General features: G+C 70.5%; 13 protein-coding genes. 8 read left to right on the top strand and 5 right to left on the bottom strand.

From position 1 onward, the window contains the following. Positions 1–75: 75 nt before the first annotated feature. Complete coding sequence (gap, locus tag L1280_RS03385; RefSeq protein WP_253580669.1) at positions 76–1,071, bottom strand: type I glyceraldehyde-3-phosphate dehydrogenase; 996 nt, start codon at positions 1,069–1,071, stop codon at positions 76–78. A gap of 160 nt (positions 1,072–1,231) precedes the next feature. On the opposite strand from gap, the gene L1280_RS03380 reads away from it, so the two are divergent. The 4 genes from L1280_RS03380 to L1280_RS03365 all read left to right on the top strand — a co-directional run bounded on the left by L1280_RS03380 (position 1,232) and on the right by L1280_RS03365 (position 3,341). Further along, positions 1,232–1,585, top strand: a complete 354-nt coding sequence (locus L1280_RS03380) for a hypothetical protein (protein WP_253580668.1) — start codon at positions 1,232–1,234, stop codon at positions 1,583–1,585. Between the two features lie 81 nt (positions 1,586–1,666). Further along, positions 1,667–2,119: a DUF1775 domain-containing protein gene (locus L1280_RS03375; protein ID WP_253580667.1), complete on the top strand. Its 453-nt coding sequence runs from the start codon at positions 1,667–1,669 to the stop codon at positions 2,117–2,119. A gap of 10 nt (positions 2,120–2,129) precedes the next feature. Continuing rightward, the gene (locus L1280_RS03370; RefSeq protein ID WP_253580666.1) at positions 2,130–2,528 is read left to right on the top strand and encodes a copper resistance CopC family protein; all 399 of its coding nucleotides are present in this window, start codon (positions 2,130–2,132) and stop codon (positions 2,526–2,528) included. Positions 2,529–2,531: 3 nt separating this feature from the next. Then, positions 2,532–3,341: a CopD family protein gene (locus L1280_RS03365; RefSeq protein WP_253580665.1), complete on the top strand. Its 810-nt coding sequence runs from the start codon at positions 2,532–2,534 to the stop codon at positions 3,339–3,341. Between the two features lie 181 nt (positions 3,342–3,522). Here the strand turns inward: L1280_RS03365 and L1280_RS03360 are convergent, their stop codons facing one another. Then, complete coding sequence (locus tag L1280_RS03360; RefSeq protein WP_253580664.1) at positions 3,523–4,083, bottom strand: YceI family protein; 561 nt, start codon at positions 4,081–4,083, stop codon at positions 3,523–3,525. Between the two features lie 113 nt (positions 4,084–4,196). Here L1280_RS03360 and L1280_RS03355 point away from each other — a divergent pair, with 113 nt between their 5' ends. Continuing rightward, on the top strand, positions 4,197–5,609 hold the full coding sequence (locus L1280_RS03355; protein WP_253580663.1) for an aspartate kinase: 1,413 nt from the start codon (positions 4,197–4,199) through the stop codon (positions 5,607–5,609). A 125-nt stretch (positions 5,610–5,734) separates the two neighbouring features. Then, on the top strand, positions 5,735–5,890 hold the full coding sequence (locus L1280_RS03350; RefSeq protein ID WP_253580662.1) for a hypothetical protein: 156 nt from the start codon (positions 5,735–5,737) through the stop codon (positions 5,888–5,890). Between the two features lie 58 nt (positions 5,891–5,948). Here L1280_RS03350 and uvrC read toward each other — a convergent pair whose 3' ends face one another. Continuing rightward, the gene (gene uvrC, locus L1280_RS03345) at positions 5,949–7,799 is read right to left on the bottom strand and encodes an excinuclease ABC subunit UvrC (protein ID WP_253580661.1); all 1,851 of its coding nucleotides are present in this window, start codon (positions 7,797–7,799) and stop codon (positions 5,949–5,951) included. 71 nt (positions 7,800–7,870) lie between these two features. On the opposite strand from uvrC, the gene L1280_RS03340 reads away from it, so the two are divergent. Continuing rightward, positions 7,871–8,569 carry a spheroidene monooxygenase gene (locus tag L1280_RS03340; RefSeq protein WP_104990572.1) on the top strand — a complete coding sequence of 233 codons (699 nt, stop codon included), beginning with the start codon at positions 7,871–7,873 and terminating at the stop codon, positions 8,567–8,569. Between the two features lie 10 nt (positions 8,570–8,579). Continuing rightward, on the top strand, positions 8,580–9,206 hold the full coding sequence (locus L1280_RS03335; protein ID WP_253580660.1) for a histidine phosphatase family protein: 627 nt from the start codon (positions 8,580–8,582) through the stop codon (positions 9,204–9,206). A 78-nt stretch (positions 9,207–9,284) separates the two neighbouring features. Here the strand turns inward: L1280_RS03335 and aspS are convergent, their stop codons facing one another. Both aspS and hisS read right to left on the bottom strand, forming a co-directional pair. Then, complete coding sequence (gene aspS / locus L1280_RS03330) at positions 9,285–11,024, bottom strand: aspartate--tRNA ligase (protein ID WP_253580659.1); 1,740 nt, start codon at positions 11,022–11,024, stop codon at positions 9,285–9,287. Beyond that, positions 11,021–12,334 carry a histidine--tRNA ligase gene (gene hisS / locus L1280_RS03325; RefSeq protein WP_253580658.1) on the bottom strand — a complete coding sequence of 438 codons (1,314 nt, stop codon included), beginning with the start codon at positions 12,332–12,334 and terminating at the stop codon, positions 11,021–11,023. Before hisS ends, aspS begins: the two co-directional genes overlap by 4 nt. Between the last annotated feature and the right edge of the window lie 76 nt (positions 12,335–12,410).

The following is a 12,410-nucleotide window of genomic DNA, read 5'->3' as shown; positions in this document are numbered from 1 at the left end:
TTTCAGCCGCCAGTCACCAGCGACCAGCTTCCAGCAAAACAACGGCTGGCGGCTGGTCGCTGGAAGCTGATCGCTTTAAGCGCCCTTCTCCTGCACCAGTTCCACCAAGTCCGCGATGCGGTTGGAGTAGCCCCACTCGTTGTCGTACCACGAGAAGAACTTGACCAGGCTGCCCATCGCCATCGTCAGGCCGCCGTCGATGATCGCCGAGTGCGGGTCGCCCACGATGTCGGAGAGCACGATGGGGTCCTCGGTGTAGGCGATGATGCCCTTGTGGCTGCCTTCCGCCGCCTGACGGAACACCGCGTTCACCTCGTCGGCGGTCACGTCGCGGCCCAAAATCACGGTCACGTCGCTGATCGAGCCCGTGGGGGTGGGCACGCGCAGGCTGGTGCCGTCGAACTTGCCCTTCAGCGCGGGGTAGACCTGCGAGACGGCCTTGGCCGCGCCCGTCGAGGTCGGGATGATGTTCACGGCGGCGGCTCGGGCGCGGCGCAGGTCCTTGTGCGGGAGGTCCAGCACGCGCTGGTCGTTGGTGTAGGAGTGCACCGTGGTCATGATCGCCTTCTCGATGCCGAAGGCCTCGTCCAGCAGCTTCATGGGGGCGCCCAGGCTGTTGGTGGTGCAGCTCGCGTTGGAGATGATGTGGTGGTTCTGCGGGTCGTAGTCCTGCTCGTTGACGCCCAGCACGATGGAGAAATCCTCGCCCTTGGCGGGGGCGGTGATGAGGACCTTCTTCGCGCCGCCCGCAAGGTGCTTGCCCGCGCCCTCGCGGTCGGTGAAGATGCCCGTCGACTCGATCACGATGTCCACGCCCATCTCGCCCCACTTGATGTTGGCGGGGTCGCGCTCAGCGAGGGCGTGAATTTTCTTGCCGTTCACCGTCAGGCTCTCCTCGTCGTACTCGACGGTTCCGTTGAAGCGCCCGGCAGTCGAGTCGTACTTCAGCAGGGTCGCCAGCGTCTTGTTGTCGGTGAGGTCGTTGATCGCCACGACGTCAATGCCGCGCTCGACCAGAATGCGGAACACCAGACGCCCGATGCGGCCGAAGCCGTTGATGCCTACTTTCATGGTGATGCCTCCTCGTGAACCGGCGGCCCCCCGCCCCTCGCGGGCAGGCCACGCACCCCCAAATGTAACCCACCCCCAGCACCGGAAGGGTCCCCCAAGAAAGCGTGAACGGCGGGAAGCCGGGACGCCCCGACCCCCGCCCGCCCCCTACACTGGCCCCATGACCCGTCCGGGGTGGTTCCACGCGCTGCATCTGCTGGCCGCCCTGTTGACCGTCCTCGCGGGCGTGGCCTACCCGCTGCGGAACGTGCCAGGCTTGGCGCTGGCCCCCGCCCTGACCGCCCATGCCCACCACGGCGCCGGACACGGGGAGAGGCCCCAGACCCCTCAACCCTCCCACGACGCCCACTGCCTCTTTTGCGTGACGGGGGCCTTTTCCAGCGTTCCGGATGCGGCCCCGACCCTGACGGGCAGGGGAGAGCCATCCGCCCACCCCCCGGTCCCCATGCCCCACGCCGGACATCCCGCCCCGGCCCACGCGGACGCCCGTGCCCCACCCCCCACTCCAGGCTGACCTTTCCCCTTCCACCCCGAGCCGGGCAGCGTCCCTGACTGTTCCCGGACGCGCCCCCTCCCCATCCATGCCTGGAGACCCATGACCCATCTGACCCGCACGCTGGCCCTCGCCGCCGCCCTGCTGGTTCCCGTTGCCGCCGCCCACGCCACCGTCCGCACCGAGACGGGGCTGGCCGAGAGCCGGGTGGCCGCCTCCGAGACCTACCGCCTGAACGTGCCCACCGAGAAGAACATCGCCACCACCCAGATCCGGCTGGTGGTCCCGGCAGGCGTGACGATCAGCCGCTTTCAGGTCACGCCCGGCTTTACGCGCACCGTCAAGACGAACGCGGACGGCCTGATCACCGAGGTGACGTGGCGCGGGCGCATCGCTCCCCAGGAGTACGCCCGCTTCTTCTTCCAGGCCCGCAACCCCGAACAGGCCGGAACCCTGAGCTGGAAGGTCTACCAGACCTACGCCGACGGCTCGGTCGTCGCGTGGGACGACTCAGACTCCGAACAGGCACCTGCCAGCAAGACCACCCTCAAGTGAAAGGACCCCCATGCGCTCCCTCCTTCCCCTCCTGGCCGCCCTGACCCTGGGCACCGCCCTCGCCCACACCGGGGTCACGTCCGTCACTCCGGCCGCGAATGCCCGGCTCGCGGCCCCGCAGGCGGTCACCCTGACCTTCAGCGAGCCTATCAACCTGAGGTTTTCCACCTTCAAAGTTGTGCCGCTGCCCGCTGGAGCCGATGCCTCCAAGGCCGCCGCGACCGCCCTGGCCACGAAGAACGACGCCGCCACGCGGGCCGACGCCGCCCCCACCCTGACCGGGATGGCCGCCCGCGTCCGGCTGCCGCTGCGGGCAGGCCTGAAGGCCGGGAGCTACCTGATCGTGTGGCGCCTGCTGTCCGAAGACGGGCATCCCGTCAGCGGCCACTCGCTCTTTCACGTGCGGTAACGGGTGCTCCTCCTCCTCGCCGTCGCCGGATTCCTGACCACGCTGGGCACCCTGCTGCTCGTCGGCGGCGTGGTGGCCCGCCGCCAGCTCACGCCGGGGCATCCGGGGCGGCCCTGGCTGGGGGTGGGGTTCGGGCTGCTGCTCCTGGGGTCCGCCCTGCAAGTCGGCGTGACCCTGCAGGACCTCGGCTTCCTGACCCCCACGGACGCCTTGGCCTACCTCACGACCACCGGGCCGGGCCGGGCCGCCCTGCTGCGGGGAATGGGCGGGGCGCTCCTCCTCGCCGCCGAGCTGGCCCGCTGGCCCGCGTGGCTCCTGACCCTGCCCGCCGCCCTGCTGCTGTGGGGCGTGGCGGGAGGCGGGCACGGGGCGGCGCACGGCCCCGGCCTCCGCGCCCTGACCGCCCTGCACGCGGGAGCGATGGCGGTCTGGCTGGGCGGCGTCCTGGCGCTCGTCACGTCGCCCCGGCCTACCCCAGCCCTGGCGCGGCGCTTCACGCCCGTCGCGCTGGGATGCGTGGCCGTCCTGCTGGTCACCGGCCTGCTCCTCACTGGGCAGCACGCGGGCGACCCCCTCGCCCTGCCGCAGACCGCCTACGGCCGCACCCTGCTGCTCAAGCTCGCCCTCGTGGCCCTCGCGCTGTTCGCCGCCCTCCTCGTCCGCCGCGCCTTCGCCCGGGGCGGGCAGGTGCGCCGCTTCCTCGCTCTGGAAACTGCGCTGCTGCTGGGGGTGCTGGCGGTGACGGCATCGCTGGGCACCACGCCGCCCCCGTCGCCTGGGGACCATTCGCAGGCTCACACCAGCCCACCCTGACCCTCCGCCCCCTTCCGGACGCCTGCCCCGACCCAGGGAGCGGGCGCTCGTCTTTGTCTGTCCAGGCCTCCATCGGGAGAGCACCGACCGCTCCTCCGACACAAGTTGAACAGACACGGACCCGGGCAGGGGCCGGACGCCGAAGGCAGGGTGAAGCTGGGAGAAAGATGACCGCGCGAACCTACGGCGTCGCCGCGAGGGTGAACGTCACGCCCACCGTCACGCTGTCGCTGCTGCCGGGATAACGCACGTCAAAGTCGTAGGGGTTGAACTTGAACTGGGTGCTGACCTCCACCCGCCCCCCGCGCAGGGTCGCCTTGACCGGCACGCTCACGGGCCGGGTGGTCGCCTTGACCGTCAAGCGCCCGCTGGCCGTGGTGTTCAGGGTCTGCCCCTCCAGCAGTCGCCCGCCCGTCAGCTTCTCCAGCACGAAGGTCGCGTTGGGATACCGCGCGGTGTTCAGCGCGACCTCGCCCTGCGCGTGCCGGTCGCGGAGCCCGATCCCCGTCTTCAACTCGCTCAGCGGCACCGTCACGCTGCCCCGCGTGGCCGCGAGGTCGGCTGGGTCGAGTTGCACCTGCGCCGTCACGCCCGCGATGGTGCCCCGCACATTGACGACCCTGACCCGGTGCTCGAAGGTCGCGCTGCCGTTCGCCGCCGCATAAGGCCGGGGCGCGGCCAGGGCCAGCCCGGCCAGCATCAGTCCCAGCAGTGTTCCCGCCATCCCACGCGAGCGCGTCATACCGTCATCGTGTCAGGCGCTCGCCGGGCGTTCTGTAGCCCTTCGTGGAAAGTCCGCTGCCTCCGCCCCTGCGCCCCCCACCCCACCGGAGGGGGCCTTATGATGCCCGTCATATGGCGCATTCCCTCCTGGTGATGAAGTTCGGCGGCACCAACATGCAGGACGCGGCGGCGATCCGCCACAGCGCGTCCCTCGCGGCCCGGTCCATCCGCGAGGGCGTGAAGGTCGTCGTGGTTGTCTCCGCGATGGCGGGCGTGACCAACGGGCTGCTGCGGCTCGCCGAGGCCGCCCAGGGCGGCGACATCGCCACCGCCAACGACGAGATCGCCGCGATGCGCACCCGCCACTTCACGGCCGCGCAGGACCTCGGCGCGGCCCCCGACTCCTCCATCGTGCGCGAAATCCGCGAGCTGCACGAGACCCTGCGCCAGGCCGTCTACGGCGTCTACCTCCTGCGCGAACTTACCCCCCGCAGCCGCGACCTGATCGTGGCCTTCGGCGAGCGCCTCTCCGCGCCGCTGATGGCCCTGGCCCTCTCCGCGCAGGGCCATCAAGCCCACCACCTCACCGGCGGGCAGGCGGGCATCGTCACCGACGAGCACTTCGGCAACGCCCGGCCCCTGCCCGGCAGCTACGAGCGGATCGGCGACCGCCTCGGCGGGCTGCTGGGCGCCGGAGTCACCCCCGTGGTCGCGGGCTTCATGGGCGAGAACGAGGAAGGCGCGATCACCACCCTGGGGCGCGGCGGCACCGACTTTTCCGCGACCATCATCGGCAAGGCGCTGCACGCGGACGAGGTGTGGGCCTGGAAGGACGTGGACGGCGTGATGAGCGCCGACCCCCGCGTCGTTCCTGACGCCCGTAACATCGAGCGCCTCAGCTACGGAGAGGTGATGGAACTCGCCTACTTCGGGGCCAAGGTGCTGCATCCCCTCGCGGTCACGCCCCTCCAGGAAAGCGGCATCCCCCTGCGGGTCAAGAGCGCCGCCGACCCCGACTTCCCCGGCACCCTCGTCGGGCTGGAGGCCGACCCTGACCCCGCGCACCCCGTCAAGGCGGTCACCGCCATCCGGGGCGTCAGCCTGATCAACGTGACCGGGGCGGGGGTCCTCGGCGTGCCGGAGGTCGTCGCCAGCCTCTTTGCCGCCATCGCCCGCGAGAACATCACCCTGCTGATGGTGTCCCAGAGCAGCTCCATGAGCAACGTCTCGCTCGCCGTCCAGAGCGCCGACGCCCGCCGCACCCTCGCCGCCCTGCGCGGCGGCATGATGGGCGAACTGAAGGTCGAAGAGCAGCCCGGCGTCGCCGTCCTCGCCATCGTGGGCGCCGGAATGCGCGGGCAGAAGGGCGTGGCCGCCCGCCTCTTCTCGGCCCTCGCCAGTGAGGACGTAAACATCCTGATGATCAGCCAGGGGAGCAGCGAGCTGAATATCAGCGTCGCCATCGACGCCGCCGAGGTGGACACCGCGACCCGCGCCGCCCACGCCGCCTTCAGGCTGGGGCAGGCGGCGAGCGGGGCGGCGTAGCCCCGCCTGCGCCATTCGGCCCACCGCGCCCCCGCCACCCCGCCGATGCCCCGGCGGGGGCCGGGAGCGCACCATGGGGACAGCCGGGACAGGGGACATGCCCCCCGGCCGAAAGGAAGCCCCACATGCACCTCTCCCCCGAACTCTTCGCCCAGCATGCCCAGGCCCTGCGCGACCAGGCCCAGCACGACCGCGCCGTCCGGGAGGCCCGCGCCGCCCAGCCCGCCCGCCCCTCCCTGCTCGCCCGCCTGAGCCTCCGCCCCCGGCTGCGGCCCGCATGACGAGCCGACAGATCGGAAAACGCCCCCTTCGCTGAAGAAGGGGGCGCTCCGTTTTGGCCTACGCCGGAGTCCCGTTCGCCGCCCGCGCCTGCAAGAAGTCCTTCACGCTCTGCGCCGCCCGCAGGCTCATCCCCGGCACCCGCGCGATCTGCTCGACGGGCGCGGAGGCGAGGTCCTCCAGGCTGGTGAAGTGCTCCAGCAGCGCGTCCCGCCTTTTTTGCCCGATGCCCGGCAGGTCGTCGAAGACCGACTGGAGCATCCCCTCCCCGCGCAGCTTGCGGTGGTACGTCACGGCGTAGTTGTGGACCTCGTCGCGCACGCCGATCAAGACCCGCAGCGCCGGGTGGGTGTGCGGCAGCAGCAGCTCGCGGTCCACCCCGACTTCGGTCCCTGACTCCAGCCACCACTGCGCCCCGTACCGCCCCGGCAGGATGATCCGCTCCTCCCGCTTGGCGAGGCCCACCACCGGCACCCGCACGTCGGCCGCCCGCAAAGCGTCCAGCGCCGCGTTCACCTGCCCGCGCCCCCCGTCGATCAGGATCAGGTCCGGCAGCGGCAGCTTGTCCGAGAGCGACCCGGTAAACCGCCGCGTGATCGTCTGGTTCATCGCCGCATAGTCGTCGGGCTGCTCCAGCCCCCGCACCTTGAAGCGGCGGTGCTCGCCCCGGCGCGACCGCCCGCCCTCGAAGACCACCATGCCCGAGACGATGTTCGTGCCAAACAGGTTGGAGTTGTCGTAGCCCTCGATGCGCCAGGGCCGCTCGGGCAGCGCGAGCACCTCGCGCAGCGCGTCCAGCCCCGGATGGTCGCCCCGGCGCTCCAGCAGCGCGAGTTCGGATTCCAGCCCGGTCTGCGCGTTGCGCTGCGCCATGTCCACCAGGTCCACCTTGTCCCCGCGCTTGGGCGTCCGCATCTCGACCCGGCGCCCCGCCCGCTCGCTGAGCAGCGCACTCCACGCGGGCGCGTCCTCGTATTCGGCGGGCAGCAGAATCAGTGGCGGCACATGGGTGGCCTGCGCGTAGTAGTCCTGCACGAAGGCCCCCAGAATCTCCCCGAGGTCGCCGCCCCCCTCCGCGTCGGTCAGGAAGCGCTTGTCGCGCCCCACCACCCGCCCGCCGCGCATCCGGAACAGTTGCACCATCGCGTACTCGCCCGCCTGCGCGACCCCCAGGAAGTCGAGGTCCGTCTCCTCCGAGACGAAGGCGTGCTGCTCGGTGCCGAACAGCTTCTCGACCGCGTTCACCCGGTCGCGCACCCGCGCCGCCTGCTCGAAATCCTGCGCCCGCGCCGCGACCTTCATGTCCTCGCGCAGCCGGGCCAGCACCGGGGCCGCGCGGCCCTCCAGCAGCGCCTGCACGTCCTCCACGACCCGCCGGTACTCGCCGGGGTCCGCCGCGTCCACGCACGGCCCCAGGCAGCGGCCCATGTGGTAGTTCAGGCAGGGCCGGGGCTTTTTCTGGAGGGGCAATCCCGAGTTCTTCCGCAGCGGAAACATCGTGTCGATCAGGTGCTTGACCCGCCGCACGGCGGAGGCGTCCGGGTACGGCCCGTAATAGCTCGCCCCATCCTTGAGGACCCGCCGGGTGACGACCAGCATGGGGAACTCCTCGTTCGTCAGCTTCAGGAACGGGTAGTGCTTGTCGTCCTTGAGCAGCACGTTGTAGTGCGGGCGGTGCTGCTTGATGAGGTTGGCCTCCAGCACCAGCGCTTCCACCTCGTTCCGCGCCGTGATGAATTCCAGCGTGTCCGCCAGCGCCGTGAACTTGCCGCTCTTGCCCCCGGCCTTGAAGTGCTGCACCACCCGTGCCTTCAAATTCACCGCCTTGCCGATATAGATGGGCGTGCCCCCCTTGCGGAAGATGTACACGCCGGGCGAGGCGGGCAGCACGGGCAGGTCGTCGAGATGCACGTTCCAGAGAATAGGGGAGAGGTACGCCCCCTCACCGCGACGGGGATGACGCTCGGCCTACACTGCCCTCCGTGGTCCCTTCCCCCCTCGTCACCCTCACGGTCAACCGCTACTCCCCGCGTGGGGCGTGGCGCGGCTGGACCCGGATGGGTCGCGACCCCCTCCACCTGCGCCGGGTGCCCGGCCTGACCTTCTTCCGCCTCATGGGGACGGGCCGGGGCGACGACCTCACCCTGGGGGCGGACTTCCGCCGCTGGGCGCGGCTGGCGGTGTGGACGGACGAGGCGTCCTTTCGGGAGTTCGAGGCGTCCCCGTGGCGTGAGCGGGACCGGGCGCACCTGACAGAGAGCGGCACCCTCCTCCTGCGCCCGCTGCGGTCAAAGGGACAATGGGGGGGCCGCGAACCCTTCGGTTCTCCCACTGCCGACGCCCCCACCGGCCCCCTCGCTGTCCTCACCCGCGCGGCGATCCGCCCAACCCGGATGCGGGCCTTCTGGTCCGCCGTGCCCGCCTCCCAGGACGGGCTGCACGCCCACCCCGGCCTCCTCCTGACCTTGGGTCTGGGGGACATTCCCCTGCTCTCCCAGGCCACCTTCAGCGTGTGGCGGGACGCCGCGAGCGTGAAAGCTTATGCCTACGCGGGCGCTGGACACCGCGAGGCCATCACCCGCACCCGGCGGGACGGCTGGTACTCGGAGGAACTCTTCGCCCGCTTCGAGGTCCTCGCCGCCGAGGGCGACGGGCTGGGGCTGAGCTTCCCACCCCGCTAGACTCGCTCCCATGCCCGCCGACCGCCTGTTTCTCGTCCGCCACGGCCAGACCGCCAGCAACGTCACCCAGACCCTCGGCGCGAGCCACGATGACCCCCTCGACGCCGTGGGAGAGGAGCAGGCGCGGGCGGTGGCGGCCCACCTTGCAGGTCTGAAGCTCAGCGCTCCCGCCGTCTACGCCAGCCCCTTTCGGCGGGCTCAGCAGACGGCGCAGGCCATCGCGGACGCTCTGGGTGTCCCCATGACCGTGCTGCCCGGCATTCAGGAAATCGAGGTCGGTCCGCAGTGGCACGGCCGTCCGTATGCCCACCTCGTCAGTCACGCCCATGAGCTCGATCTGCCCGGTGGGGCCTTCGGCTTCGCGGGGGGTGAGACGCTGGACGGGGTGGCCGGGCGCTTTCTCGCCGCACTGGAGGTTCCCCTAACCGCTCCCGGTACCCCCATCGTCGTCTCCCACGGCGGAGCGCTCACGGCGGTCCTCGCCCGTCTGCTCGGGCTGGAGATTCGGGCGCTATGGCAGGACCAACGGTATGCCCACGCCAACACTGCGGTAACCGAGCTGCGCCGCGAGGCCCAGACCTGGCGTGCAGTTCGTCTCGCTGATCAAACGCATGTTTCTGCTGCTCCGAGCAAATAACCCTTTCACGAACCAGATTCATTGTGAATCAATTCACTTACTGCCTCTGGAGAAAGGGGAGACTGCCCTCCCCCTGATTTATTCCTCCTGAACCGCCACCTGCACCCCCACCTCCGCGAGCTGGGTAGGGGAGACCGGGGCCGGGGCTTGCGCCATCAGGTCCGCGCCACGGTTGTTTTTGGGGAAGGCGATCACCTCGCGGATGCTGGACGCCCCGGCCATCACCATCACGAGGCGGTCGAAGCCCCAGGCGATGCCGCCGTGCGGGGGCGTGCCGTAGCCGAGCGCGTCCATGAAGAAGCCGAACTGCTCGCGGGCCTGCTCCTCCGAGAAACCGATCGCCGCGAACATCTGCGCCTGCACCTCCGGATCGTGGATGCGGATGGACCCGCCGCCCACCTCGTAGCCGTTCAACACGAGGTCGTAGGCCTGGGCACGAATCTCGCCCTGCCGCTCGGTGCCGAAGAGGGCCACGTCCTCCGGGTGTGGGGCCGTGAAGGGGTGATGCATGTAGGTCCAGCGTCCAGCATCCTCGTCCCATTCGAGCTGCGGGAAGTCCACCACCCAGGAGACGTGGAACTTCGGCCCGCTCGCCGCGAGGTCGAAGAGGTCGCGCAGCGCGAGACGCACCGCCCCCAGCGCGGTGACCGCCGCCTTCCACTCGCCCGCCGCGAACAGCAGGGTGCCGCCCGCCGTCACGCCCGTGCGTTCCAGCAGCGCGGCCGCGACCTCCGGCGAGACGAACTTGGAGATCCCGCCCGTGAACCCCTCGCCCTCGCGCCGCAGCCAGGCCAGCCCCTTGGCCCCGTTCTGCTTGGCGACCCGCTCCAGCTCGTCGATCTGCTTGCGGGTCAACTCGGGCGCCGTGAGCACCTTGACCGCTCCCGCCGACGCGAAGGCCTGGAAGCCCCCGCCCGCGAACAGGTCGGTCACGTCCACGAACGCGTGGTCAAAGCGCAGGTCCGGCTTGTCCGAGCCGTAGCGGTCCATCGCCTCCTGGTAGGAGAGACGGGGAAAGGGGAGAGGCAACTCCTCGCCCAGGACCTCGCGGAAGACGTGGGCCAGGAGCTGCTCCTGCACCTCCAGCACGTCGCCTTGCTCCACGAAGCTCATCTCCATGTCGAGCTGGGTGAAGTCGGGCTGGCGGTCGGCGCGGAGGTCCTCGTCGCGGAAGCAGCGGGCGAGCTGATAGTAGCGGTCCACCCCCGCAATCATCAGCAGTTGCTTGAACAGTTGCGGCGACTGCGGCAGCGCGTAGAACTCGCCGGGATTCAGGCGCGAGGGCACCAGGAAGTCACGCGCACCCTCCGGCGTGGATTTCGTGAGCATCGGCGTTTCCACGTTCACGAAGCCCTCGCGGTCGAGGAACGCCGTCACCGCCGCCACCGCCTTCGAGCGCAGCAGCAGGTTGCGGGTCATCTCGGGGCGCCGCAGGTCGAGGTAGCGGTACTTCAGCCGGATGTCCTCGGCGACCTCACCACCCTTGTCCAGCTCGAAGGGAGGCGTCTTGGCCCGGCTCAGCACCCGCACCCCGGACGCCACGACCTCGTAGTCGGCCAGCCCGCCCTTGCGCTGGCCCTCGGGGCGCTCGCGGAAGAGGCCCCGCACCTCCAGCACGTCCTCCGAGCGCACCGTGTCGGCCTGAGCGAAGGCGGGCGAGTCCGGCTCGACCTGCACCTGCACCACCCCGGAGCGGTCGCGCAGCTCGATAAAGATCAGCCCGCCGAGGTCGCGGCGGCGGCCCGCCCAGCCTTGCAGGGTGACTTCTGTGCCCAGATGTGTCCCGTTCAGTTCGCCGATATAGCCCGTGCGTTTCATGCTTGTTCTCCTGCGTGCCGCGAAAGGTCGTTCAGAAAGGTGGTCAGCTCGGCCAGCGGCACTTCCCGCGTCTCGCCCGTGCCCAGCGTCTTGATGTTCAGCACGCCCCGCGCCGCCTCGTCGCTGCCAATCACGGCCGCCGAGAGGGCACGGCGACGGTCCGCCTCGCGGAAGGCATTGCCCGGCTTCATCGCCCGGTAGGCGAACTCCACCCGGCCTCTGGAACGGCCCTCCAGCGCCAGCCGCGCCGCGAGGCCCACATTCTCCTCGTCCATCGCGGCGAGGTAGAGCAGCGGCCCCGGCGTGGGCGGGAGGGCCACCCCCTCCGCCTCCAGCGCCAGCAGCAGCCGCTCGATGCCGAAGGCCCAGCCGATGCCCGGCACCTCCGGCCCGCCGAGCTGCGCCGCGAGGCCGTCGTAGCGCCCGCCCCCGCCCAGCGCAGACTTCGCCCCCACGCCCTCGTGGTGCAGTTCCCAGGCGGTGCGGCGGTAGTAGTCCAGCCCGCGCACGATGGAGGGGTCGAGGTCGAAGGGAACGCCCCACTCACGCAGGTAGCCCTGTACCGACCCGAAGTGCGCCCGCGCCTCCTTGCCCAGGAAGTCCAACATCGGTTTCACACCGAGTTCGCGGATCAGCGCCTGATCCCCCGCGCTCTTGGAATCCAGAATCCGCATGGGGTTGCGCTCCAGACGGTCCTTCGAGTCGTCGGAGAGGCGGTCCACGTGGGCTCCGAACAGCTCCCGCAGATAGGCGTTGTACGCCTCGCGGTCGGCCGGGTCACCGATGGACCCCAGCTTCACCCGCACGCCCGTCAGCCCCAGCTCGCGCACGACCTCCCACATCAGCCAGATCGCCTCGGCGTCGACCAGGGGGTCCGTGCTGCCCAGCACCTCGTAGTCGACCTGGTGGAACTGCCGCAGGCGGCCCTTCTGTACGTTCTCGGCGCGGAACATCGGGCCGTGGGTCCACAGCTTGAGGGGCGCGGGCAACTGCTTGAGGCCGTTTTGCAGGTACGCCCGCACGATGCCCGCCGTGCCCTCGGGCCGCAGCACGTAGCCGCCGTGGTCGCCGAAGTAGTAGACCGTGAACATCTCCTTGCGGACGATGTCGGTCGAGCCGCCCACCCCACGCTTCACGAGTTCGGCTTCCTCGAAGAGGGGCGTGGCGATCAACGAGGCGCCCGAGCGCTCCAGCACGCGCCGGGCGGTGTCCTGTACGTGGGCGAAGGCCGACGCCTGAATGTCCCGCGAAAGTTTCGGACTGCCGTCCGGGAGGTGGTCCTGGGTGCCCTTGGGGCGCTGTAACGCCATAACCCTGGGAGGATAGCAGCCGAGAGCCGGTGCCCGGCGATCAGTACAGGAAAAAGCCCCGCCAAGGGCTGGGGCT

The organism is Deinococcus sp. HSC-46F16 (assembly GCF_024171495.1).
Taxonomy (GTDB): domain Bacteria; phylum Deinococcota; class Deinococci; order Deinococcales; family Deinococcaceae; genus Deinococcus.
The sequence above is the reverse complement of the archived record's forward strand: the minus strand, read 5'-3'. Positions and strand labels throughout refer to the sequence as shown.

Coding starts and splice junctions, on each gene's coding strand:
- gap (WP_253580669.1), bottom strand. CDS start 1,071: ATGAAAGTAGGCATCAACGGCTTCGGCCGCATCGGGCGTCTGGTGTTC.
- L1280_RS03380 (WP_253580668.1), top strand. CDS start 1,232: ATGACCCGTCCGGGGTGGTTCCACGCGCTGCATCTGCTGGCCGCCCTG.
- L1280_RS03375 (WP_253580667.1), top strand. CDS start 1,667: ATGACCCATCTGACCCGCACGCTGGCCCTCGCCGCCGCCCTGCTGGTT.
- L1280_RS03370 (WP_253580666.1), top strand. CDS start 2,130: ATGCGCTCCCTCCTTCCCCTCCTGGCCGCCCTGACCCTGGGCACCGCC.
- L1280_RS03360 (WP_253580664.1), bottom strand. CDS start 4,083: ATGACGCGCTCGCGTGGGATGGCGGGAACACTGCTGGGACTGATGCTG.
- L1280_RS03355 (WP_253580663.1), top strand. CDS start 4,197: ATGGCGCATTCCCTCCTGGTGATGAAGTTCGGCGGCACCAACATGCAG.
- L1280_RS03350 (WP_253580662.1), top strand. CDS start 5,735: ATGCACCTCTCCCCCGAACTCTTCGCCCAGCATGCCCAGGCCCTGCGC.
- L1280_RS03335 (WP_253580660.1), top strand. CDS start 8,580: ATGCCCGCCGACCGCCTGTTTCTCGTCCGCCACGGCCAGACCGCCAGC.
- aspS (WP_253580659.1), bottom strand. CDS start 11,024: ATGAAACGCACGGGCTATATCGGCGAACTGAACGGGACACATCTGGGC.
- hisS (WP_253580658.1), bottom strand. CDS start 12,334: ATGGCGTTACAGCGCCCCAAGGGCACCCAGGACCACCTCCCGGACGGC.